23 protein-coding genes are annotated in these 24,026 nt (G+C 55.6%); 17 read left to right on the forward strand and 6 right to left on the reverse strand.

Features of this window, described 5'->3' with window-relative positions; translation table 11 throughout:
• Nucleotides 1–85: 85 nt before the first annotated feature.
• The 9 genes from folC (at nt 86) to hisP (ending at nt 8,503) form a co-directional block, all read left to right on the forward strand.
• Nucleotides 86–1,351, forward strand: coding sequence for a bifunctional tetrahydrofolate synthase/dihydrofolate synthase (gene folC / locus K5Y30_RS15015; RefSeq protein WP_222184621.1), 1,266 nt, complete (start codon nt 86–88; stop codon nt 1,349–1,351).
• The gene (dedD, locus tag K5Y30_RS15020; RefSeq protein WP_222184623.1) at nt 1,341–2,090 is read left to right on the forward strand and encodes a cell division protein DedD; all 750 of its coding nucleotides are present in this window, start codon (nt 1,341–1,343) and stop codon (nt 2,088–2,090) included. The genes folC and dedD overlap by 11 nt, the downstream gene beginning before the upstream one ends.
• Nucleotides 2,091–2,340: 250 nt before the next feature.
• Nucleotides 2,341–2,826: a colicin V production protein gene (cvpA, locus tag K5Y30_RS15025; RefSeq protein WP_064739347.1), complete on the forward strand. Its 486-nt coding sequence runs from the start codon at nt 2,341–2,343 to the stop codon at nt 2,824–2,826.
• A 36-nt stretch (nt 2,827–2,862) separates the two neighbouring features.
• Nucleotides 2,863–4,380 carry an amidophosphoribosyltransferase gene (gene purF / locus K5Y30_RS15030; RefSeq protein WP_101763639.1) on the forward strand — a complete coding sequence of 506 codons (1,518 nt, stop codon included), beginning with the start codon at nt 2,863–2,865 and terminating at the stop codon, nt 4,378–4,380.
• A 116-nt stretch (nt 4,381–4,496) separates the two neighbouring features.
• On the forward strand, nt 4,497–5,066 hold the full coding sequence (locus K5Y30_RS15035) for a UbiX family flavin prenyltransferase (protein ID WP_061717852.1): 570 nt from the start codon (nt 4,497–4,499) through the stop codon (nt 5,064–5,066).
• A gap of 278 nt (nt 5,067–5,344) precedes the next feature.
• The gene (gene argT, locus K5Y30_RS15040) at nt 5,345–6,127 is read left to right on the forward strand and encodes a lysine/arginine/ornithine ABC transporter substrate-binding protein ArgT (RefSeq protein ID WP_101763640.1); all 783 of its coding nucleotides are present in this window, start codon (nt 5,345–5,347) and stop codon (nt 6,125–6,127) included.
• A gap of 194 nt (nt 6,128–6,321) precedes the next feature.
• Nucleotides 6,322–7,008, forward strand: a complete 687-nt coding sequence (locus tag K5Y30_RS15045; RefSeq protein WP_008105192.1) for a histidine ABC transporter permease HisQ — start codon at nt 6,322–6,324, stop codon at nt 7,006–7,008.
• Nucleotides 7,005–7,721 (forward strand): ABC transporter permease, encoded by a 717-nt coding sequence (locus K5Y30_RS15050; protein WP_008105190.1) that lies wholly within the window; start codon nt 7,005–7,007, stop codon nt 7,719–7,721. Before K5Y30_RS15045 ends, K5Y30_RS15050 begins: the two co-directional genes overlap by 4 nt.
• A gap of 8 nt (nt 7,722–7,729) precedes the next feature.
• On the forward strand, nt 7,730–8,503 hold the full coding sequence (gene hisP / locus K5Y30_RS15055) for a histidine ABC transporter ATP-binding protein HisP (RefSeq protein ID WP_101763641.1): 774 nt from the start codon (nt 7,730–7,732) through the stop codon (nt 8,501–8,503).
• Nucleotides 8,504–8,675: 172 nt separating this feature from the next.
• Here the strand turns inward: hisP and K5Y30_RS15060 are convergent, their stop codons facing one another.
• A complete protein-coding gene (locus tag K5Y30_RS15060; protein WP_192233261.1) occupies nt 8,676–9,623 on the reverse strand; it encodes a sugar-binding transcriptional regulator in 948 nt (315 codons plus the stop codon).
• 195 nt (nt 9,624–9,818) lie between these two features.
• Between K5Y30_RS15060 and dalD the strand changes: the two genes are divergently transcribed.
• The 3 genes from dalD to K5Y30_RS15075 are packed head-to-tail and all read left to right on the forward strand — an operon-like array spanning nt 9,819 to nt 13,996.
• Nucleotides 9,819–11,213 (forward strand): D-arabinitol 4-dehydrogenase, encoded by a 1,395-nt coding sequence (dalD, locus tag K5Y30_RS15065; RefSeq protein ID WP_222211972.1) that lies wholly within the window; start codon nt 9,819–9,821, stop codon nt 11,211–11,213.
• 10 nt (nt 11,214–11,223) lie between these two features.
• Nucleotides 11,224–12,693 (forward strand): xylulokinase, encoded by a 1,470-nt coding sequence (gene xylB / locus K5Y30_RS15070; RefSeq protein ID WP_222211973.1) that lies wholly within the window; start codon nt 11,224–11,226, stop codon nt 12,691–12,693.
• A 22-nt stretch (nt 12,694–12,715) separates the two neighbouring features.
• Nucleotides 12,716–13,996: an MFS transporter gene (locus K5Y30_RS15075; RefSeq protein WP_192233267.1), complete on the forward strand. Its 1,281-nt coding sequence runs from the start codon at nt 12,716–12,718 to the stop codon at nt 13,994–13,996.
• Between the two features lie 32 nt (nt 13,997–14,028).
• Here the strand turns inward: K5Y30_RS15075 and K5Y30_RS15080 are convergent, their stop codons facing one another.
• The gene (locus tag K5Y30_RS15080) at nt 14,029–14,922 is read right to left on the reverse strand and encodes a TIGR01777 family oxidoreductase (protein ID WP_101763646.1); all 894 of its coding nucleotides are present in this window, start codon (nt 14,920–14,922) and stop codon (nt 14,029–14,031) included.
• A gap of 204 nt (nt 14,923–15,126) precedes the next feature.
• Here K5Y30_RS15080 and yfcF point away from each other — a divergent pair, with 204 nt between their 5' ends.
• Nucleotides 15,127–15,768, forward strand: a complete 642-nt coding sequence (yfcF, locus tag K5Y30_RS15085) for a glutathione transferase (RefSeq protein ID WP_008105173.1) — start codon at nt 15,127–15,129, stop codon at nt 15,766–15,768.
• 111 nt (nt 15,769–15,879) lie between these two features.
• A complete protein-coding gene (yfcD, locus tag K5Y30_RS15090; protein WP_007889295.1) occupies nt 15,880–16,425 on the forward strand; it encodes an NUDIX hydrolase YfcD in 546 nt (181 codons plus the stop codon).
• A 44-nt stretch (nt 16,426–16,469) separates the two neighbouring features.
• On the opposite strand, the gene K5Y30_RS15095 is transcribed toward yfcD, so the two are convergent.
• The 3 genes from K5Y30_RS15095 to ackA form a co-directional block, all read right to left on the reverse strand.
• Nucleotides 16,470–17,729 carry a 4-aminobutyrate--2-oxoglutarate transaminase gene (locus K5Y30_RS15095; protein WP_222211974.1) on the reverse strand — a complete coding sequence of 420 codons (1,260 nt, stop codon included), beginning with the start codon at nt 17,727–17,729 and terminating at the stop codon, nt 16,470–16,472.
• Between the two features lie 128 nt (nt 17,730–17,857).
• On the reverse strand, nt 17,858–20,002 hold the full coding sequence (pta, locus tag K5Y30_RS15100; RefSeq protein ID WP_176971183.1) for a phosphate acetyltransferase: 2,145 nt from the start codon (nt 20,000–20,002) through the stop codon (nt 17,858–17,860).
• Nucleotides 20,003–20,075: 73 nt separating this feature from the next.
• Nucleotides 20,076–21,278, reverse strand: coding sequence for an acetate kinase (gene ackA / locus K5Y30_RS15105; protein WP_101763649.1), 1,203 nt, complete (start codon nt 21,276–21,278; stop codon nt 20,076–20,078).
• A gap of 339 nt (nt 21,279–21,617) precedes the next feature.
• Between ackA and yfbV the strand changes: the two genes are divergently transcribed.
• The 3 genes from yfbV to K5Y30_RS15120 all read left to right on the forward strand — a co-directional run bounded on the left by yfbV (nt 21,618) and on the right by K5Y30_RS15120 (nt 23,389).
• The gene (yfbV, locus tag K5Y30_RS15110) at nt 21,618–22,070 is read left to right on the forward strand and encodes a terminus macrodomain insulation protein YfbV (protein ID WP_222184632.1); all 453 of its coding nucleotides are present in this window, start codon (nt 21,618–21,620) and stop codon (nt 22,068–22,070) included.
• A 150-nt stretch (nt 22,071–22,220) separates the two neighbouring features.
• Nucleotides 22,221–22,715 (forward strand): YfbU family protein, encoded by a 495-nt coding sequence (locus K5Y30_RS15115; RefSeq protein ID WP_008105160.1) that lies wholly within the window; start codon nt 22,221–22,223, stop codon nt 22,713–22,715.
• A 14-nt stretch (nt 22,716–22,729) separates the two neighbouring features.
• The gene (locus K5Y30_RS15120) at nt 22,730–23,389 is read left to right on the forward strand and encodes a sugar phosphatase (protein WP_222184634.1); all 660 of its coding nucleotides are present in this window, start codon (nt 22,730–22,732) and stop codon (nt 23,387–23,389) included.
• A 27-nt stretch (nt 23,390–23,416) separates the two neighbouring features.
• Here K5Y30_RS15120 and yfbR read toward each other — a convergent pair whose 3' ends face one another.
• On the reverse strand, nt 23,417–24,016 hold the full coding sequence (gene yfbR, locus K5Y30_RS15125) for a 5'-deoxynucleotidase (protein ID WP_176971187.1): 600 nt from the start codon (nt 24,014–24,016) through the stop codon (nt 23,417–23,419).
• Nucleotides 24,017–24,026: the final 10 nt, after the last annotated feature.

Consider the following 24,026-nt stretch of genomic DNA (forward strand, 5'->3'; position numbering starts at 1 on the left):
CACCGTCTACATTGAATACTTAAGGTTGCATCCAACGTGGTCCGCGACCTTAAGTTACTCGATGTATTGATTTTGAACGGGACACATGGACAAATCTCTTCCTCAAGCCACGTCGCCTTTGGCCACGTGGCTTCATTATCTTGAGCATCTGCATTCGCAGGCCATTGAACTGGGTCTGGATCGTATTCAACGCGTCGCCGCACGCCTCGACCTGCTCAAACCCGCTCCTTTTGTCTTCACCGTCGCCGGTACCAACGGCAAAGGCACCACCTGCCGCACGCTGGAAACGCTATTGATGGCCGCGGGCTATCGCGTGGGCGTTTACAGCTCGCCACATCTGGTGCGTTACACCGAACGTGTACGTGTGCAGGGCGCTGAACTGGATGAAGCGCAGCACAGCGCCAGTTTTGCCGCGATTGAAGCCGGGCGCGGTGACACTTCACTGACCTATTTTGAGTTCGGCACCTTGTCGGCCTTCAATCTGTTCCGCGCGGCGAATCTCGACGTGGTGATCCTTGAAGTCGGCCTGGGCGGACGTCTTGATGCCACCAATATTGTCGATGCCGACGTGGCAGTGATCACCAGCATCGCGCTCGATCACACCGATTGGCTGGGTCCTGATCGTGAAAGTATCGGTCGGGAAAAAGCCGGCGTGTTCCGCGCAGGTAAACCAGCAATTGTCGGTGAAGCCGATATGCCGGGCACCATCGCCGACGTCGCAGCGGAGAAGGGTGCGGTGTTGCTGCAGCGCAATCGCGACTGGCAGTGGCAGCAAACGGGTACCAGCTGGACGTTGCAGGATGCGCACGGCGAGCTGCGCGATTTACCGCTGCCGCAGGTGCCGTTACCCAATGCCGCCACCGCGCTGACCGCGCTGCGTGCGTCGGGTTTAACGGTGAGCGAAGCGATCATTCGTCAGCATCTGCCGCTGGCGATTTTGCCGGGGCGCTTCCAGACCGTCAGCGAAGCGCCGCGCGTGATACTCGATGTGGCGCACAATCCGCATGCCGCTTATTATCTGGCTTCGCGTCTGGCTGAAGAGCCGCGCAGCGGTGAAGTGCATGCGGTGGTTGGCATGCTGCACGACAAAGATATCGCGGGCACGCTGGCGGCGCTGGCACCACAGGTTGATCGTTGGTACTGCGCGCCGCTCGACGGCCCGCGCGGTGCCTCCGCCGATGAGCTGCTGGCTCATCTGGACGGCGGTGTGGCTTACAGCAACGTTGATGCAGCCTGGCAAGCGGCGCGTCAGCAGGCGCGTCCCGAAGATGTGATTCTGGTGTGTGGCTCTTTCCACACCGTAGCGCAGGTTATGGAATCGATGGCAGCGGAGAACGGCAGTGGCAAGTAAGTTCCAAAATCGCTTAGTCGGTACGGTCATTCTGGTGGCGATTGGTGTCATCGTCTTGCCCGGCCTACTGGACGGTAAGAAGAAACATTATAAAGAAGAGTTCGCCGCCATTCCGCTGGTGCCAAAACCGGACGATCAGCAGGATAGCGAAATGGTGCCGCCGGTGACGCAACCTTTACCGGCGCAGCCGCCGGAAGGGGCGGGCGCGGCCCAGAATCAGAACGGTGGTAAAACCGCCACTAACGGCAGCGCGCAGCCCACGCAGAATAGCGAGCCCAGCGTGGTCACGCCGCCGCCGGTGCATCAGCAAGTGCAGCCGAAACCGGTGGAACAGTCGAAGCCAAAAGCGGTCGAGCAGCCGAAACCGAAGCCGGCTGAACAGCCGAAGCCAAAACCGGTGGAGCAAGCTAAGCCGAAGCCCGTCGAGCAGCCGAAACCGGTAGAGCAGTTGAAACCGGTGGAAACGCCGAAGCAGAGCGAACCCGCAGCGCCAGCTGGTCAGGCATTTGTGGTGCAGCTCGGAGCGCTGAAGAATGCGGCGAAAGTGAGCGAGATTGTGGCGCAGCTGCGTCTTTCCGGTTATCGCGCCTTTACCGTGCCGTCTACGCCGGTGCAGGGACAAATCACCCGCATTTACGTCGGTCCGGATGCCAATAAAGCGAAGCTGCAAGGCTCGCTGAGTGAGTTGCAAAGCATCTCCGGCCTCGGTGGCGTGGTGAAACCGTATAGCGCGCGATAACGCGCTGATAAGCCGCGCCAATAGCAGAAAAAGGCGCGGCTTTACAAAATTTTTGTAGCGAAGCGCGACAGGAAAATCATTGAATATCAGTGGATTAAATCACTGATAATACACAGGGCGAGGAAAGTTTTTTTCATCGCCCTTTTTGCGGAAACAGAACCGGAAAACCCTACGCAAACGTTTTCTTTTTCTGTTAGAATGCGCCCCGAACTGGATGCAGGGGTGCGATAGCACTGGGCTGGAAGAGTTCATGATCTGGATTGATTACGTCATTATTGCGGTAGTTGGTTTTTCGGCTCTGGTCAGCCTGATTCGCGGGTTTGTCCGGGAAGCCTTATCTCTCGTTACCTGGGGATGCGCGTTTTTTGTCGCCAGTCATTATTACGCCTACCTTGCAGTCTGGTTTACAGGTTTTGACGACGAACTGGTTCGCAACGGCATCGCTATCGCGGTGTTGTTTGTTGCCACCCTGATTGTGGGTGCCATCGTGAACTATGTGATCGGCTCGCTGGTTGAAAAAACCGGCTTGTCGGGAACCGACAGGGTGTTGGGTGTCTGTTTCGGGGCGTTGCGCGGTGTGCTGATCGTGTCTGCTATGCTGTTCTTTCTCGATACATTCACCGGCTTTTCTAAAAGCCCGGACTGGCAACAGTCGCAACTCATTCCCCAGTTCAGTTACATCATCAGGTGGTTTTTCGATTACCTGAAAAGCACGTCGAGTTTTTTACCCCGGTGACTCCATCGGGAGTGCGGCTAATGAGGAAATGACAATATGTGCGGTATTGTTGGTATCACCGGTTTCATGCCAGTAAACCAGTCAATCTATGACGCGTTAACGGTGCTTCAGCACCGCGGGCAGGATGCCGCCGGCATTTGTACCATCGATGCTATTAACTGCTTCCGTTTGCGTAAAGCCAACGGCCTGGTCAGCGATGTGTTCGAAGCGCGCCATATGCAGCGTCTGCAGGGTAACATCGGGATTGGTCATGTGCGCTACCCAACGGCAGGCAGCTCCAGCGCCTCTGAAGCGCAACCTTTCTACGTGAACTCTCCTTACGGCATCACGTTGGCGCATAACGGCAACCTGACTAACGCCCACGAACTGCGTAAACAGCTGTTCGAAACGGGTCGCCGTCACGTTAATACCACCTCAGATTCCGAAATCCTGCTGAATATCTTCGCGCAGGAGCTGGACCGTTTTCAGCACTATCCGCTGGAAGCTGACAACATTTTTGCTGCGGTGGCGGCTGTGCATCAGCAGGTGCGCGGCGCTTACGCAGTGGTTTCAATGATTATCGGACATGGAATGGTCGCCTTCCGCGATCCCAACGGTATTCGTCCGCTGGTGCTGGGCAAGCGCGTTATCGCCGATGGCCGCACCGAATACATGGTGGCGTCAGAGAGCGTCGCGCTGGATACGCTGGGCTTCGAGTTCATTCGTGACGTAGCGCCTGGCGAAGCGGTGTACATCACCGAGCAGGGCCAGCTCTCTACGCGTCAATGCGCTGAGAACCCGAAAACCAATCCGTGCCTGTTCGAATACGTTTACTTCGCGCGTCCGGACTCGTTCCTCGACAAAATCTCGGTGTACAGCGCACGCGTGCGTATGGGCACCAAGTTGGGTAACAAAATTGCCCGCGAGTGGGAAGATCTGGATATCGATGTGGTGATTCCGATTCCGGAAACCTCAACCGATATCGCGCTGGAGATCGCACGCATCCTCGACAAGCCATATCGTCAGGGTTTCGTAAAGAACCGCTACGTTGGCCGTACCTTTATCATGCCGGGCCAGCAGCAGCGCCGCAGCGCCGTTCGCCGTAAGCTGAACGCCAACCGTGCTGAGTTCCGTGATAAGAATGTGTTGCTGGTGGATGACTCCATCGTACGCGGCACCACGTCCGAGCAGATCATTGAGATGGCACGTGAAGCGGGCGCGAAAAAAGTGTATCTCGCCTCGGCGGCACCGGAAATCCGTTTCCCGAACGTTTATGGCATTGATATGCCGAGCGCTACCGAACTGATTGCGCATGGCCGTGAAGTTAACGAGATCTGCCAGCTGATTAAAGCGGATGCGTTGATTTTCCAGGATCTCAACGACCTGATTGAAGCTGTGCGTGAAGAGAACCCGGATATCGCCAACTTTGAGTGCTCGGTGTTTAACGGCATCTACGTCACCAAAGATGTCGATCAACAGTATCTTGAGTATCTGCAGTCGCTGCGTAATGATGATTCCAAAGCCATTGCGCGACAGACAGAAGTAGAAGGTCTGGAGCTGCACAACGAAGGCTAAGCCAGCGGTTGTGGCAGATTAAAAGCAGGGCGGGCGCAATCCCGCCCTGTTTGTTTTTGTATTTTTGTTCAGCGAGCCGCTATCATTGCCGCAATCTGAACCTGCAAGGCTGAATTATGAAACGACTGATCATTGGTATTTCCGGCGCCAGCGGCGCGATCTACGGCGTGCGCATGTTGCAAGTGCTGCAACCGCTGGCGGAGGTGGAAACCCATTTGGTGATCAGCCCCGCCGCGCGGCAAACGCTGGCGCTGGAGACCGATTTCAGCCTGCGCGAGGTGCAAGCGATGGCCGATGTGGTGCATGACGTGCGCGACATCGCCGCCAGCATCTCATCCGGATCCTACAAAACGCTCGGCATGGCGATCGCGCCGTGCTCGATGAAAACGCTGTCAGGGATCGTGCACAGCTACAGCGATAGCCTGCTAACTCGCGCCGCAGATGTGGTGTTGAAAGAGCAGCGTAAGCTGGTGCTGTGCGTGCGTGAAACGCCGCTGCATTTGGGACATCTGCGCATGATGACCACCGCGGCAGAGTTGGGTGCGCTGATCATGCCGCCGGTGCCGGCGTTCTATCATCGTCCGCAATCGATCGGCGATTTAGTCGATCAAACGGTGAATCGCGTGCTCGATCAGTTTGATATTGAGCTGCCGGAAGATCTTTTCACTCGCTGGAGTGGCGCATAATGGTGCATTAATGCACTGCTCGTGTGCAAATTCGCGTGTGCGATCACTCTTCGTGCATCTTGTGCACCAAAAGTTAACAATGTCGCTTTTTCTTCCTCACACCACTGTTATATTTCCCTCACAAACTAAGTGCTTGCGCCGCTAACCGGCGCAGTATTTAGCGCGCTTGCGCAGCGTTTAACCAATTCGCACAACTGGCATGAAACGTGCACATATTACAGCGCAAACCAACACATCACGCACCACATAACAATAAGCACTTCACTTGAGGGTTACCTATGAAAAAGCGAGTTCTGGCTCTTTCTCTGATGCTGACAATGGTAAGTAGCGCGAGCGTCTTCGCCGCTGTGCCGCAGTCGCTGCGTATCGGAACTGACCCGACTTATCCGCCATTCGAATCCAAGAACGCGCAAGGTCAGCTGGTGGGCTTTGATATCGATCTGGCGAACGAAATTTGTAAACGTATCAAGACTAAATGTACTTATGTGGAAAGTGATTTCGATGCGCTGATCCCGTCGCTGAAAGCGAAAAAGATCGACGCCATCATCTCTTCTCTGTCAATTACCGAAAAGCGTCAGGAAGAGATCAACTTCTCTGAAAAACTGTATGCGGCGAACGCGCGCTTAGTGGCACCGAAAGGTTCTACGCTGCAACCGACCATTGAATCCCTGAAAGGGAAAAACATCGGTCTGCTGCAGGGCACCACTCAGGAAACCTATGCAAAAGAGTACTGGCAGCCAAAAGGTGTCACCGTTACGCCTTACGCTAACCAGGATCTGGTGTATCAGGATCTGAATGCCGGTCGTATTGATGCTGCGTTCCAGGACGAAGTGCAGGCGAGCGAAGGTTTCCTGAAGCAGCCTGTTGGCGCTAAATATGCGTTTGCCGGCCCGGCAGTGAAAGACGACAAGATCTTTGGCGTCGGTACCGGTATGGGCTTGCGTAAAGATGACGCCGATCTGAAGGCCGCGATCGATAAAGCTTTTGTTGAGATGCGTAAAGACGGCACTTACGACAAGATTGCTAAGAAGTACTTTGATTTCAACGTGTACGGCGATTAATTATCCTGTTTCCTAATCCTGGTCTGTGAAAGGCAGGAAGGTTGCACATAAGTATTCACTCCGGGCGCTTACCTATGTAAACTGCCCGGCTTCATACGCTTGCCGCCATCCATCCTGCGATTCAAATTCCCTGGTTAGGACTGTCCGTCAGTTGGGCAGCGTTTGTAACTTACCCTCACGACAGGATTGAACCCATGTTGTATGGCTATTCCGAAGTAATCCTCAAGGGCACCCTTGTGACGCTGGAGCTGGCGCTCAGTTCCGTGTTGCTGGCGGTGGTGCTCGGCTTGATTGGCGCTGGCGCCAAACTTTCCCGCAGTCGCCCGCTGGCGATGCTGTTTGAAGGCTACACCACCTTAATCCGCGGTGTGCCCGATTTGGTGTTGATGCTGCTGATCTTCTACGGTCTGCAGATCGCCTTGAATACCCTCACTGATGCGCTGGGACTGGCGCAATTTGATATCGACCCGATGGTCGCCGGTATCATCACGCTCGGCTTTATCTACGGTGCTTACTTCACTGAAACCTTCCGTGGTGCGTTCCTCGCGGTGCCCAAAGGGCAGATCGAAGCGGCAACCGCCTTCGGTTTCACCGGCTCGCAAACCTTCCGTCGCATTCTGTTCCCGGCCATGATGCGCTTTGCGCTGCCGGGCATCGGCAACAACTGGCAGGTTATTCTCAAAGCCACGGCGCTGGTTTCGCTGCTGGGGCTGGAAGATGTGGTGAAAGCTACGCAGCTGGCAGGTAAAAGTACCTGGCAGCCGTTCTACTTCGCGATTGTGGCGGGTGTGATTTATCTGGTGTTTACCACGCTGTCGAATGGCGTGCTGTGGTGGCTTGAACGTCGCTACACGGTGGGTGTGAAAAGGGCAGAGCTATGATTGAGATTATTCAGGAGTATTGGAAACAGCTGCTCTGGACCGATGGTTACCGTTTTACCGGCATCGCGATTACGCTGTGGTTATTGATCATCTCGGTGGTGATTGGCGGTTCGCTCGCGGTGCTGTTGGCGATTGCGCGCGTCTCCTCTAACCGCTTTATCTCCACGCCGGTTTGGCTGTTCACCTATGTGTTTCGCGGCACGCCGCTGTATGTGCAGCTGCTGGTGTTCTACTCCGGCATGTACACGCTGGAAGTGGTGAAGGGCACCGAGTTGCTGAACGCCTTCTTCCGCAGTGGATTGAACTGTACGCTGCTGGCGTTCACGCTGAACACCTGCGCCTATACCACCGAAATCTTTGCCGGTGCGATTCGTTCGGTGCCGCACGGTGAAATCGAAGCGGCGCGCGCCTATGGCTTCTCACCGTTTAAATTGTATCGCTGCATCATTCTGCCTTCAGCACTGCGCACCGCGCTGCCGGCGTACAGCAATGAAGTGATCCTGATGCTGCACTCCACCGCGCTGGCGTTTACCGCGACGGTGCCGGATCTGTTAAAAATCGCGCGCGATATCAACTCGGCCACCTATCAGCCGTTTACCGCGTTTGGCATCGCTGCGGTGCTGTATCTGATAATCTCTTACGGGCTGATTAGCTTGTTCCGCAAAGCTGAACAACGCTTCCTGGCGCACGTAAAACCTTCTTCATCGCATTGAGTATCACTATGGCTGACAATAAATTAAGCGTTACCGAACTGCACAAACGTTACGGTGAACATGAAGTTCTGAAAGGCGTATCGCTGCAGGCGAATGCCGGCGATGTGATCAGCATTATTGGCTCGTCCGGTTCCGGGAAAAGTACCTTCTTGCGCTGCATTAACTTCCTCGAGAAACCGAGCGAAGGCACCATTGCGGTCAACAACCAGCAGATCAATCTGGTGCGCGACACCGATGGTCAACTGAAAGTCGCGAACAAAGAGCAGCTGCGTATGCTGCGCACGCGCCTGACCATGGTGTTTCAGCACTTCAACCTGTGGAGCCACATGACGGTGCTGGACAACGTTACCGAAGCGCCGATTCAGGTGCTGGGGCTGAGCAAGGCGGAAGCGCGTGAGCGTGCAATCAAGTATCTGGATAAAGTCGGCATTGATGCGCGTGCGCGTGCCAAATATCCGGTGCACCTTTCCGGTGGTCAGCAGCAGCGCGTGTCGATTGCGCGGGCGTTGGCGATGGAGCCCGAAGTGTTACTGTTTGACGAACCCACTTCTGCGCTCGATCCGGAACTGGTCGGCGAAGTGCTGCGTATCATGCAGAAACTGGCGGAAGAGGGTAAAACCATGGTGGTGGTGACGCATGAGATGGAGTTTGCTCGTCACGTCTCTAATCATGTGATCTTCCTGCATCAAGGCAAAATTGAAGAGCAGGGCACGCCGGATGAGCTGTTCGGCAATCCAAAAAGCCCACGTTTGCAGCAGTTTTTGAAGGGATCGTTGAAGTAGTTTTGTGCCCGCTGTCCCCCATCCTGGCCAGTGCTCGCTGTCCCCCTCCTCGGTCCTCCCCCAAAATTGGGGGAGGAAGATGCTGCTATATGTGGGTGTTGAAGTGGCATTTGGCAGCGTCTCCTTCCCCCTCTGGCGGGGGAAGGCCGGGATGGGGGACAGCGGGCACCCTCTACCCCCGCAACAATTTCAGCGCGGTATCCTCATCGGTCACCAGACCTGACACCCAGCCGCCCTGCAGCGCCGCGCGGATCGCCGGATATTTTCGCTCGCTGCCGGCAAAGCCAATAATTTGTCGTTGCGTCTGGCTCTCCAGCAACACGCTGGTGAGCAGTTCATCGGTTTCACCCCACACACGTTCACCCTGCTGGTTAAAAAAGTGCCCGAGCATTTCGCCCACCACGCCGCGCGCGTTGAGCGCAGCCACTTGCGCATCGGTGATAAAGCCTTCGGCATGCAGCGGGCAGCCGGGCTGCACTTCACCAATGCCGACGAAAGCCACATTCGCCTGCAAGGCGCGTAACGTCACGCGCTGATAAACCTGATGCTGAATCCACATCTCTTTATCTTCAGGCGTATCCGCATACAGCGGCGCAGGAATGAAGAAATACTTGCCCTGCATCTTCTCCGCCATCTTCAGCGGCACGTCGTAGCGCGTACCCGAGTCGTCCCGCGCTATCGCGCCAATCATCGAAACGCACTGATGCTGCGGTCGCTCAACCCAGGGCAGCGCATCAATCATCGAGCGCAGCGTCTTACCGGAACCAATGCCAAATACCTGCGGCTGCTCCTCGCTGATGTATTGCGCCATCACCGCCGCGCCTTCCACTGCCAGCATCTGCTGAATAGCGTCATCATCCAGATTAGCGGATGGCACCACACGGCACAGTTGCAGGCCAAATTTCTCCTGAACGTCGCGCGCCAGATGCAAACAATGGGTAACCGGATGATCAATCTTTACGCTCACCATGCCCATTTCACGCGCGCTGGAGACCAAACGCTGCGCCACCTGACGTGACAATCCTAACGCGCGTGCAATTTCCTGTTGTGTCACGCCCGCCACGTAATACATCCAGGCCGCACGTGCTGCCAGTTCTTGTTTTTTCTCTTCTCTGCTCATCGCGCTGTTCCGTCAAAACCGGTGCGCCATGTTAACGCGAGATGCCGATGAAGTGTTAACTGAGCAAAAGCCCTAAAAAAGAGCAAAAGTATTAATTGTGATTGAGCTCGCAGAACAAGGCTGCTCGCTCGCACTATGCTACGCCTCATCGGGCAAATGCCCTTAATCGTGGCAAATGTTTATTTTGAGGCGACTATGACCAATCAATCAGTGTGGATGCATATCGGCGCAGGATCTTTTCACCGCGCTCATCAGGCGTGGTATCTGCATAAACTTCGCGAGCAGGGCGATGACAGCTGGAGCATTGCCCTCGGCAATATCCGCAATGATGCCGCGCCATTGCTAAAGCAACTCGCTGCGCAAGAGGGCGAATATGTGCTGGAAACCGTTACACCCGATGGCGAACGCGCCTATGAAACCATCACGTCTCTACGCAAAATCCTGCCGTGGGATAGCAACATCAGCGCGCTGGTGGAGCAGGGAGCGAAAAGTGAAACCCGCGTGATAGGTTTTACCGTCACCGAAGCCGGTTACTATTTGACACCGGAATTCGAACTGGATCTGACGCAGCCGGATGTGCAGGCCGATGTGAAAGGCGACATCCGCACGATTTATGGCGCGCTGGCACGCATCCTCACGCAGCGCGTGGCCAACGGTGGCGCGCCCGTTACGCTGCTCAACTGCGATAACCTGCGCCACAACGGCGAACGTTTCCGTCACGGCTTCCTCGCGTTTCTTACCGCCAAAGGTGACAACGCCTTAGCGAATTGGGTGCGCGAAAATACCACCTCGCCCAACACCATGGTGGATCGCATAACGCCGCGTCCAACGCCGGATGTGGCTGAGCGCGTTAAAGCCGCTACGGGTAAAGAGGATGGTGCATCGGTGATGGCCGAATCCTTTATTCAATGGGTGATTGAAGATGACTTCATTGCCGGTCGGCCGGCGCTGGAGAAGGTTGGCGTTGAGCTGGTGGAATCGGTATTGCCGTGGGAAGAGGCGAAAATCCGCATCCTTAACGCCACGCATGCGGCGATTGCCTGGGCAGGCACGCTGATTGGCCTCAATTACATTGATGACAGCACGCGTCAGCCGGCGATTTACCAACTGGCCTATGACTACGTGACCCAGGATGTGATGCCATCGCTGTCGCCGAGCCCGCTGGATTTAGCCGATTATCGCGATGTGGTACTGGCGCGTTTTAGCAATCCCTACATTAAAGACACCAATCAACGTGTTGGCGCGGACGGTTTGTCGAAAATCCCCGGCATGGTGACGCCAACACTGCGCGAATGCTACCAGCGTGGCGCAGAACCGGCGGCCACTGCCGTGCTGCCTGCACTGTTCTTCCTGTTCCTGCAGCGCTGGGCCTGTGATGATTTGCCTTACACCTATCAGGATGGCGTGCTGCAAGCCGATGCGCTGCGCCAGCAGTTTAGCCGCTCCGATGCACTGAACGCTTTCCTCAGCGATAGCGCGCTATTTGGCGAACTGGCACAGGACAAGGCGTTTCATGCGCTGGTGACGCGCAGCGTGGCGGATCTGCAACTGTGGCTGAAACAGCCAGAACGCATGCTGGCTGCGGTGTAAGGAGCGCGTTATGTATCTTGGGATTGATATTGGCACCTCCGAGCTCAAAGCGCTGATCATCAATGCGCAGGGTGAGATCATTGCCTCGAATCACGCCACGCTCAACGTGCAGCGCCCGCATGCGCACTGGGCAGAACAGGATCCCGAGCGCTGGTGGCAAGCGTGCGGTGATGTCCTTGCTGGATTGCGCCAGCAGGACGCGCTGGCCTGGAGCGAGATTCGCGCGATGGGTTTGTCCGGGCAGATGCACGGCGCGGTGCTGCTGGATGCGCAGGGCAAGGTGCTGCGCCCGTGCATTCTGTGGAATGACACACGCAGCGCGCCGCAATGTGCCGCGCTCAGTGCCCAACATCCGGAAATGATGCAGCTCAGCGGCAATATGATTATGCCGGGCTTCACCGCACCTAAACTGCGTTGGGTGGCGGAACATGAGCCTGAGATTTTCCGTCGCATCGATAAAGTGCTGCTGCCGAAAGATTACCTGCGCTGGCGTTTAACCGGACAATTTATCAGTGAACCTTCAGACGCGGCAGGCACGTTGTGGCTCGATGTGGCTCAGCGCGACTGGTGCGACGAACTGTTAGCCATCACCGGCCTCACGCGCGCCAATATGCCGGTGCTGGTGGAAGGCAGTGTGGTGAGCGCCCCATTGAAAGCCGATCTGGCAAGTGAATGGGGCTTGTCGGCCGCGGTCTGCGTGGCGGGCGGCGGTGGCGACAATGCCGCATCGGCGGTTGGTGTCGGCGCGGTTAATCCGGGTGATGCTTTTATCTCGCTGGGTACCTCCGGCGTGATTTTTGTCGTCAACGATCGTTTGCTGGCCGATCCGCAATCGGGCGTGCACGCCTTCTGTCACGCCTTGCCCGGACGCTGGCACCAGATGAGTGTGATGCTCAGCGCCGCCAGTTGCCTGCGCTGGCTGTGTAATCTGCTCTCCGTTACCGAAAGCCAACTGATGGAAGAGATGGCACAGCTCAGCGAAGAGCAGCGGCGTCATGCCCCGGTTTTCCTGCCCTATCTTTCCGGTGAACGCACGCCACACAACGATCCTGACGCCTCCGGTTCTTTCTTCAATCTGCGCCACGAAACGCCGCGTGCGCTGCTCGGCTATGCGGTGATTGAAGGCGTGGCGTTTGGTCTGGCCGACGGGTTCGCGGTGCTTGGTGATGCGCAGCGCCAGATTCAGCAGTGCAGCCTGACCGGCGGTGGGGCGCGCAGCACGTTGTGGGCGCAGTTGATCGCCGATGTACTGCAACTGCCGATCGTCACGCATCCCGCCAGCGCGTCCGGCGCTTTGGGGGCAGCGCGTCTGGCGTGGCTGGCTGCGGGTGGTGTGGAGAGCGAAGTTTGCCTCAAACCGCCGGTGCAGGCGCGATATCAACCAGATGCTGCGCGCGGCAAGGTGCTGCAGCAGCGATTGCAGCTGTTCCGCACGCTCTATGCACAACAGCAGCAGGCGCGAGTGTTGTTGCCTGAATAATTCCAGACAGAGGATGAATGAGATGCAATCGAATGATTACTGGTTTGGCTTACCGAAAAAGATGTTCTGGGGCTTCCTCGCCATCGCTATTTTTATGGCGGGTGACGGCTTTGAAATGGCATTTCTGTCGCGTCACATCACCGATATGGGCTTCACGCCAGCGCAGTCGGCGGTAGTATTTACTTTTTACGGACTGGCGGCAGCGCTAGCGGCGTGGGCATCGGGGGTGGTAGCGGAACTGATTACGCCCCAGCGTGCCATGATGATTGGCTTCGTGCTGTGGATTGTCATGCACACGCTGTTTATGTCGCTGGGACTTGGCATGCGCAACTATCCGCTGATGGTGCTATTTTACGGCATTCGCGGTCTGGCGTATCCGCTATTCATTTACTCATTCATGATGATGCTGGTGCAGGTGCTGCCGCGTGAAAAACTGGCGGCCGCCACCGGTTGGTTCTGGGCAATGTATTCCGTTGGTATCGGTGTGGTCGGCAGCTATTTACCGAGTCTGACCATCCCGATGCTCGGCGAAACCGGTACGCTGTGGCTGGCGATTATTTGGGTTGCCTGTGGTGGCGTGCTGGCCTATTTCAGCTTGCGCCATGTGCCGGTTGATCGTTCGCGCGTCAATTTGCCGATGCGCGATAAAATGACCGAAATGTCGCGGGCGGTAACTATTCTGTTTACCAATCAGCACGTGTTTTATGCCTGCCTGATTCGCATCATTAACACGCTGTCGCTGTTTGGTTTCGCCATTATCATGCCGTTGCTGTTCGTTGATCGTCTTGGTTTTACCATTTCCGAATGGCTGCAAATCTGGGCGGTGTTCTTCTTCGTTACCATTTTTACCAACATCTTCTGGGGCATTACCGGCGAGAAACTGGGTTGGATCCGTCAGGTGCGCTGGTTTGGCTGTCTCGGTATGGCCATCTCCAGTCTGGCGTTTTACTACCTGCCGCTGTATGCCGGACATAACTTCTGGGTGGCGCTGATTCCGGCGGTGATGTTAGGAATTTTTGTCGCCGCCTTCGTGCCGATGACCGCAGTGTTTCCGACACTGGAGCCGCATCACAAAGGCGCCGCCGTGTCGATTTATAATCTGTCGGCCGGACTGAGTAATTTTGTCGCGCCCGCGATTGCGTCGGTGTTGCTGCCGTTTTTCGATATCGTCGGCGTGGTGTGGGCGTATACCGCGCTGTACGTGTTTGCTGGCGTGCTGACCTTTATCATCCGCGTGCCGCAGCCGGGACATACGCATGAACCGGCGGCAGTGAAATCACGCGTGGCGCAGCAAAGGAGTTAATCTGTGATAGGCGGGCGCCATTAATGGCGCCCCTACACGACATCCCGCAACGCTTCCTCCAAATCGTACCAGCGAAAACCAAAGCCTGACTCTTCCAGGCGCTTCGGCAACACATGTTGGCCGCCGAGCACCAGTACCGCTGATTCGCCCATCATCAGCTTGATGGCGCTGGCGGGCGTGCGCATAAAGGCTGGGCGATGCATCACATGGCCGAGCGTGGCGGCGAACTGCTCATTGCGCACCGCATAGGGCGCAACCATGTTGAACGGGCCGCGCAGTTCAGAGTGATCGATTAGCCACAGCAGCGCGTTAACCAAATCGTCGATGTGAATCCACGGTAAATACTGTTTGCCGCTACCAATCGGACCGCCTACGCCAAGCTTAAACGGCAGTTTCATCTTCGATAACGCGCCGCCTTCTTTCGCCAGCACCACGCCGGTGCGCAGCAAACAGACGCGCGTGCGATCGCTCTGTGCAGTTAACGCCAATTGTTCCCAACGTGCGCACAGCGTATGAGTAAATTCATCCTGGCCTGGATCCTCTTCGGTCAGCACTAAGTCGCCGGTATCGCCATAAAAGCCGGTAGCCGAGCCGGAAATCAAAAATTGCGGGGGATTGCTGCTGGCGTGAATCAGCGAGACCAACTGCTCGGTGATCTGCCAGCGGCTTTCGCACAGCCGCTGCTTCTGCTGTTCGGTCCAGCGTTTATCGGCGATCGGTTCGCCCGCAAGATTAATCACACCATCAATACCGTTTAAATCGGTTTGCTGATTGATGCCGGACCACAGCGCCACGCTGGCGTCGAGTTTCTCGCGTGCGGCGGCGACATCGCGCGTGACGACGCTCACCTGATGGCCAAGCTGCAACAGACGCGGAATCAGATGGCGGCCAATCAGGCCGGTGCCGCCGGTGATCAGTAAATGCATGTTGAGCCTCCTTGTCATTTTTTATCTGCTCAGATTGAGCATAGAAGAGAAGCGTGCGCGTGGCGTGACTCGGCTTACGCTTATGAAGAAAAAGGAAAAGTCAGCGCTGGTCTTAGCCGCTAAAGATCCGACCAGCGCACCATTGCCTTAATAAATAAAAATCGGTAAACATGATGCACACCTGACGCTTTTCTGAGGCAGCCAATGAATTATCCAACCATTACTTTGTGGTCAGATTCTTGCTTTTTCAGCCCTTACGCCATGTCGGTTTATGTTGCGCTCACCGAGAAGGGCATTCCCTTCACCCTTAAGCGCGTCGATTTATCGCAGAATGCGCAGTGGGATGAGGAATACCGCGCGCTGTCGCTGACCTGCCGCGTGCCGACGCTGCAAATCGATGATGTGCTGCTGACGGAATCTTCAGCGATTGCTGAGTACCTGGAAGAGCGTTTTCCGGCGCCAGAGTTCGAGCGGCTCTATCCGCGCGATCGTGAGAAACGGGCGCATGCGCGCGAAGTGCAGGCATGGCTGCGCAGCGACTTAATGGCGCTGCGCTCTGAGCGTCCAACCGAAGTGCTGTTCGCCGGCGAACGCTTTGCGCCGCTTACGCCGGCGGGTGAGCAAGCTGCCAACAAACTCATTGCTGCGGTGCAGCGCCTTTTGCCTGATGGACAGCAAAATCTGTTTGGCGAATGGTCGATTGCGGATACCGATTTAGCTGTGATGATTAATCGACTGGCGCTGCACGGCGATGCGCTGCCGGTGAAGCTGCAACACTATGCTGAGTTCCAGTGGCAGCGTGCTTCGGTGCAACTCTGGTTAGCGGAATCGGGTAAAACACGCTGAGCACGATGCGCCTTGCGATGGCGAAAAGAACGCTTTACCTTACCGCTCATTCTAATAAAGCATGGCAAACAGGCGCGTGCTGGGCACGCCGAAAACAGAAAAGGGTTACGGATGGTGGATCAAACGGCAGGTGACGGTATCGAGTGGGTTGATATCGTTAACGAAGAGAACGAAGTCATTGCGCAGGCCAGCCGTGCGCAGATGCGTGCGCAGTGTCTGCGTCATCGGGCTACCTATATTGTGGTGCACGATGGCATGGGCAAAATTCTGGTGCAGCGTCGTACTGAAATCAAAGACTTCATGCCGGGTATGCTGGATGCCACTGCCGGTGGCGTGGTGCAGAGTGGCGAAGACCTGCTGGAATCGGCGCGTCGTGAAGCGGAAGAAGAATTGGGTATCGCGGCCGTTCCGTTCGCCGAGCACGGTCAGTTCTACTTTGAAGATCAGCATTGCCGCGTATGGGGCGGGCTGTTCAGCTGCGTTTCCCATGGCCCGTTTGCCATGCAGGAAGAGGAAGTGGATGAGATCTTCTGGATGACGCCGGAAGAGATCACCGCGCGCTGTGACGAGTTCACCGATGATTCGCTTAAGGCGCTGTCACTGTGGCTGAGCCGAAACAGTGATGCTGCACGTCGTAAACAGAGCAGCGAAGCGTAATCTTGCCGTAAGGTCGCCATTCATGGCGACCTTATACACCATTGTTAATGTTCCCGCAGAATCCCCGCCAACAGTGCCAACGCATCCTCGAACTGCGCATCGGGAATAGTCAGCGGATAGAGGAAGCGGATCACGTTGCCGTACACGCCACAGGTTAGCAGAATCAAACCTTTTTCCAGCGCCTGCTGCTGAATAGCTTTGGCAATCTCCGCCGACGGCTTGCCCGCCGCATCATTGAATTCCGCCGCCATCATTGAGCCATAACCACGAATTTCCGCCAGCGCTTTACAATCTGCTCGCTGCAACGTCTGTTTTAATCGGCTGCCAAGCTGGTTGGCGCGGCTGCACAGCGCCTCTTCTTCGATAATGTCTAACACCGCCAGCGCCGCCGCAATCGCCGGTGGACTGCCAGCATAGGTTCCGCCCAGGCCGCCGGGTTCTGGCGCATCCATGACTTCTGCGCGTCCCGATACCGCCGAGAGCGGGAAACCGCCAGCCAGACTTTTCGCCATGGTGATGATATCGGGCTGCACGGCGTAATAGTCGCTGGCGAACAGCTTGCCAGTGCGCGCAAAACCGCTCTGGATCTCATCGGCGATCAGCAGTATGCCGTGGCGATCGCACAACTCCCGCAGCGCAACGACAAACTCTGGCGGCGCACCGTAGAAACCGCCTTCGCCCTGAACCGGTTCAAAGATAATGGCTGCCACCTGCTGCGGGCTGATATCGCTGCGGAAAATCGCTTCCAGGCTGTCGAGCGCATCGCTCAGGCTGACCTTGTGCAGCGCGTTGGGATAGCGCGCGTGAAACACCGGGCTGGCGAAGGGGCCGAAGCCGGTTTTATACGGCACCACTTTCCCGGTCAGCGACATTGTCATATTGGTGCGGCCATGAAACGCGCCGGTGAAGGCGATGATGCCGGGCCGACCGGTGGCCGCACGCGCGATTTTGACCGCGTTTTCAACCGCTTCAGCACCGGTTGAGAAAAAGGTGGTTTTCACCGGCCCGCTAATCGGCACCAGCGCATTTAGTCGCTCAGCGAGATGAATGTAGTTCTCATAAGGGATGATTTGAAATGCGGTGTGGGTAAAGCATTCTAGCTGCTGTTGCACCGCAGCCATCACTTTCGGGTGACGATGCCCGGTGTTAAGCACTGCGATGCCTGCGGAAAAATCGGTGTATTCGCGGCCATGTTGATCCCAAACCGTGGCATTCTCGGCTTTCACCGCATAGAAATCACACATCACACCTACGCCGCGCGGCGTGGCTTGTAAACGACGGCGGTGCACATCACTGTTGCTCATTATTCACCTCGCAATTAGCGGCAGACTTCAATCAGTGTTAGCGCAGCGTGAGGTTTATGCCAGTGAAGTACGGGGCAAAAAAAAGCACGCACCGAAGTGCATGCTTTTTTGGCGGGCGTGGAAGGGGATTAGCCTTCGGCCTGCTGCGATTGAATCGCCGTCAATGCGATGGTGTAGACGATATCATCCACCAGTGCGCCGCGCGAGAGGTCGTTCACCGGCTTACGCATGCCTTGCAGCATCGGTCCGATGGAGATCAGATCGGCAGAACGCTGTACCGCTTTGTAAGTGGTATTACCGGTGTTCAGATCTGGGAAGATGAACACGGTAGCGCGGCCGGCAACCGCAGAGTTTGGCGCTTTGGATTTGGCGACGTCTTCCATAATCGCGGCGTCGTACTGCAGCGGACCATCGATCACCAGATCCGGGCGTTTTTCCTGCGCGATGCGCGTGGCTTCACGTACTTTCTCAACGTCGCTACCGGCACCGGAGTTACCGGTTGAGTAGGAGATCATCGCGACGCGTGGATCGATACCGAAGGCTTTGGCTGAATCGGCAGACTGAATCGCGATCTCTGCCAGCTGTTCTGGATTGGGATCCGGATTGATGGCGCAGTCGCCATACACCAGAACCTGCTCCGGCAGCAGCATGAAGAATACCGACGACACCAGCGAGCTGTTTGGCGCGGTTTTGATCAGCTGCAGCGGTGGACGAATGGTATTCGCCGTGGTGTGAACCGCGCCGGATACCAGACCGTCAACTTCGCCGCTCTCCAGCATCATGGTGCCGAGCACCACGTTATCTTCCAACTGCTCCTGCGCGACCACTTCGGTCATGCCTTTGCTCTTACGCAGCTCAACCAATCGCGGCACGTAGTTTTCGCGTACCACTTCTGGATCCACGATCACGATACCTGTGCCGAGTTCAACACCCTGCGCCGCCGCGACACGCTGAATCTCTTCCGGATTGCCGAGCAGCACACAGGTAGCGATGCCGCGTTCGGCGCAGATTGCTGCCGCTTTGACGGTACGCGGCTCGTCGCCTTCTGGCAGCACGATGCGTTTGCCGGCTTTGCGCGCCAGCTCGGTGAGCTGGTAGCGGAATGCCGGTGGAGACAGGCGACGGCTGCGCTCGGACGTCGCAGTCAGTGATTCCACCCAATCTTCATTAATGAAGCTGGCCACGTACTCCTGCACTTTCTCGATGCGCTGTGTATCGTCAGTCGGGACTTCGAGGTTGAAGCTCTGCAGGCTAAGCGACGTCTGCCAGGTGTTGGTTTTCACCATAAATACCGGCAGGCCGGTCTGGAACGCACGTTCGCACAGGCGTGCGATGGGCGCTTCAATCTGATATCCACCGGTTAACAGCACTGCACCGATTTCAACACCGTTCATCGCGGCCAAACAGGCGGCAACCAGCACATCAGGGCGATCGGCGGAGGTCACCAGCAGTGAACCCGGACGGAAGTGCTCCAGCATGTGTGGAATGCTACGCGCACAGAAGGTGACAGATTTCACACGGCGCGTCTGGATTTCACCTTCGTTGATGATATCGGCGTTCAGGTGACGGCACATGTCGATGGCGCGGGTGGCGATCAGATCAAAGCTCCACGGCACACAACCCAGCACCGGCAGCGGACTGTTAGCAAACAGTTGCTTAGGATCGATGTTGGCGATGCTGGCTTTAGAGGAGTCATCAAAAATTTCTGACAGATCCGGGCGCGTACGACCTTGCTCATCCACCGGCGCATTCAGTTTGTTAATGATCACGCCAGTGATGTTTTTGTTTTTGCTGCCGCCAAAGCTGCTTTGCGTCAGTTCGATACGCTCTTTAAGCTGCGCCGGAGAATCGTTGCCCAGCGCCATGACGAAGACGATTTCGGCGTTCAGGGTTTTAGCGATCTCATAGTTCAGAGCAGATGCGAACTGATGTTTACGCGTGGGGACCAGACCTTCAACCAGCACCACTTCCGCGTCTTTAGCGTTTGCGTGATAGTTGGCAATGATCTCTTCCATCAACACGTCTTGCTGGTTAGATCCAAGCAGCGACTCAACGCGTGACATCTGCAGCGGTTCTGCGGCAGGAATTGCGGAGCTTTTACGGATAATGCTGGTGGTTTGGTCTGGCGCATCGCCACCCGCACGTGGCTGGGCAATTGGCTTGAATACGCTCAGGCGCACGCCTTTGCGCTCCATGGCACGGATCACGCCGAGGCTGACACTGGTCAGACCGACGCTGGTGCCGGTAGGAATGAGCATAATTGTACGTGACACGATAGAAACCTCTCAGGTGTTGCAGACTGTCTAAAACAACTCCGTCAGCCTAAGCTGACGGAGAGAAGTGTTTTTAAGCGGTGAGACGCGCGGCGTCTTGAGCAATCACCAACTCTTCGTTGGTTGGGATCACCACGGCTGGGCGCGTGCCTTCTTTGTTGATGAAACCCGATTTGCCGAAGCGTGCTGCCAGGTTGCGCTCGTGATCGACTTCGAAGCCGAGCAGACCCAGTTTCTGCAGCGCCAGCTCGCGCACCATCGCCGCGTTTTCACCGATACCACCGGTGAAGACCACGGCGTCCAGACGGCCTTCCATCAGCGCAGTGTAGCTGCCGATGTATTTCGCCAGACGGTGGCAGAACACATCCATCGCACGCTTAGCATCTTCTTTGGTGCTGTAGTTGTCTTCCACATAGCGGCAGTCGCTGGTGACTTCGGTCAGACCTAACAGGCCAGACTCTTTGGTCAGCAGCTTGTTGATGGCATCAACGCTCATGCCCAGGGCATCATGCAGGAAGAAGATAATCGCAGGATCGATGTCGCCACTGCGCGTGCCCATCACCAAACCTTCCAATGGCGTCAGGCCCATTGAAGTATCAACACACTGACCATTGCGAATAGCAGAAACGGAACCGCCATTACCCAAGTGGCAGGTGATGACGTTCAGTTCGCTAACGGGTTTGTTCAGCATTTTCGCGGCTTCCTGCGTCACATAGTAGTGGCTGGTGCCGTGTGCGCCGTAGCGACGAACGCCGTGCTCTTTATACAATTTGTACGGCAGAGCATAGAGATAGGACTCTTCCGGCATTGTCTGATGGAATGCGGTGTCAAAAACCGCGACATTTTTATCAGAAAGATGTGGGAAGTTTTTCAGCGCTTCATCTATACCGATCAGATGCGCAGGATTGTGCAGCGGCGCAAAAGAAGAGGCGTCTTTGATGCCCTGAATAACAGATTCGTCGATGATGACTGATTTGGTCAGCTGCTCGCCGCCGTGAACAATACGATGGCCGATTGCAGCGATTTGTGCCGAAAGCTCTGGTTTTTGTGCCAGAATAGTTTTGACCATGAAATTCAGTGCTTCGCTGTGTGCCGCACCCGCGCCAAGCTGAGCTTCTTGTTTGCTGCCGTCCAGTTTCCACTTAATACGTGCTTCCGGTAAATGGAAACATTCAGCCAAACCGGAGAGGTATTCGTCGCCGGTAACAGGGTTAAGGATGGCAAACTTAAGTGAAGAACTGCCGCAGTTCAGAACCAGAACTAACTTCGTCGACATGGAAGTACCTATTTTTGTTAAATAGTGGCTAAAAAAAACGCAATCAGACTAACAGCGTAGCCCATGAAAGCTGGTAGGTTAATGATAAACATCATGTGCTAGTCAAAAATTCAGTGACATGCAAAAAATTTTGGTGATTTTACGCTTATTTTTGATAAGCACTTAGCGAAACATGGCTCTGGCCGCTCTTTTATTGAGCTAAAGCTTCCGGTAATGTTACTCAAACGGCGTCAGAATACTCACTGTCACCCGCAAAGACAAAAACTTTTGAAGGATGTCACGTAAAGTTGTGTAGTTATCGGTTTATTTTAAATATTGCAGATTTAGTTGAGGTCTATCATGGCGAATGAGACAGACAAACCCGGCTGGTTCGGCTTGTTCCAGCGCGGACAGCGATACATGAAGACCTGGCCTGCAGACAAGCGCCTGGCGCCGGTATTTCCTGAAAATCGCGTGGTGAATGCAACGCGTTTTGCCATTCGCTTTATGCCGCCGCTGGCGATTTTCACCTTGACATGGCAAATCGCGATGGGGGGACAACTTGGTCCAGCAATTGCCACCGCGCTGTTTGCTTGCAGCCTGCCGATGCAAGGATTATGGTGGTTGGGTAAACGTTCTGTGACGCCGTTGCCGCCGACGCTGCTGCAGTGGTTCCATGAAGTGCGTAGCAAACTGCAAGAAGCGGGGCAGGCGATTGCACCTGTCGACGGTAAGCCGACATACCAGTCGCTCGCCGATGTGTTGAAGCGTGCTTTTAAACAGCTCGATCGCACTTTCCTCGACGATCTTTGATCCGCTGACGCTTTTACCTGCCGGAGAATTTGAGCCAAATCCCGGTTCAAATCAAAGAAAAGTGGTGCGGACATACACGCATCACTTTCCTTGTGTAATCATTTCTTCATTGTTTAAATCTTAAGCGGCCGCCTGGCCCGGGAGCAAACCATGGAAATGACCCACGCACAACGACTGATCCTCTCCAATCAATACAAAATGATGGCCATGCTGGAACCCGATAACGCCGAGCGCTATCGTCGTTATCAAACCATTATTGAACGCGGCTATGGCTTGCAGTTACGCGAACTGGATAAAGAGTTCGGCGAGCTAACCGAAGCGACCTGTCGCCTGCTGATCGATATTATGGAAATGCACCATGCGCTGCATGTTTCCTGGTCAAACCTCAAAGATGGCAGCGCGATTGACGAGCGTCGCCTGGCGTTTCTCGGCTTTGATGCGGCCACCGAAGCGCGTTATCTCGGCTACGTACGCTTTATGGTGAACGTTGAAGGGCGCTATACCCACTTTGATTCCGGCACACATGGCTTCAATGCCCAAACGCCGATGTGGGAAAAATACCAACGCATGCTAACGGTGTGGCACACTTGTCCGCGTCAATATCATCTCAGCGCGAATGAGATCGCGCAGATTATCAATGCCTGAATAAGGAGCTATGCGTGAAGTACAGGGGTTTTCTGTTTGATTTAGACGGTACGCTGGTGGATTCACTGCCTGCTGTGATTCGCGCATGGTCATTGTGGGGCGAGCGCCACGGTTTGTCGGCGGAAGAGGTCCTGAGCTATATACACGGTAAGCCTGCCATCAATTCGCTGCGCCATTTTATGGCAGGACAATCTGAAGAGGCGATCCAGGCGGAGTTTCTCTGGCTTGAACGTCTCGAAGCGGAAGACACGCAAGGCGTGCAGGCGATTCCGGGCGCATTAGCGTTACTGACTACCTTGAACGAGCTTCAGATCCCATGGGCGATTGTGACGTCGGGTTCGATTCCTGTTGCCCACGCGCGCCATAAAGCCGCCAATCTACCCATGCCAGAGGTGTTCATCACTGCGGAGAACATCAAGCTCGGTAAGCCGAATCCCGAGCCTTATATGTTGGGTGCTGAGCGTTTGGGGCTTTCGGCGACGCAATGCGTGGTGGTTGAGGATGCGCCAGCGGGTATCATTTCAGGATTGGATGCGGGCAGTGCGGTGATCGCCATCAATGCGCCAGCCGATGCGCCGCGCCTCGACGAAGTCACCTTCCGCGTGGCAACGCTTGAACCGCTAAACGTCACCAAGGAAGATAGCGGCGAATTTACCCTTTCGATCACCGCATAAAGTAACGGGCCGCAGCGGCCCGTTTTTTTACAGCGGCGTATCCTGTGAGATTTCATCCAGCGACAGGCTAAAGCTGGGAATAAACACCTCAACAAAATAATCCATTTCCGGCGAGCGCCGCTGCGTCAGGGTTTTTTCCAGGCGCGCTTTGGCCAGCAAAAACTCGTTATTACCCGCCGATAACTCTTCCAGACACTTCACATAGGCGCAGAGTGCATCCGCTTGCTTCACCACGGATTGTTCACTTTCGCTATGCAAGTGTTCATCAATCAGCGGGCGATAAGCGTCCTGCAGTTCGGGCGGCAGCATATCGATGAGTTTCTGTTGTGCAATCTTCTCGATCTTTTTGTATTCGTGCGCAATTTGCGCGTTGTAGTACTTCACCGGCGTCGGTAAATCCCCGGTCAGCACTTCGCTGGCATCGTGATACAGCGCCAACATGGCAATGCGCTCGGCGTTCAGGTTGCCGTTAAACTTTTTGTTTTTGATGATGGCGAGTGCGTGAGCAACCATCGCTACCTGAAGACTATGCTCGGAGACGTTTTCAGTGCGCACATTGCGCATTAATGGCCAGCGGTTGATTAGTTTGAGGCGCGAGAGGTGGGCGAAAAAATGGCTACGAGTCATGGACGGTTCC

It is taken from the genome of Pantoea sp. DY-5 (genome assembly GCF_019795955.1).
GTDB classification, from domain to species: Bacteria; Pseudomonadota; Gammaproteobacteria; order Enterobacterales; family Enterobacteriaceae; genus Pantoea; species Pantoea leporis.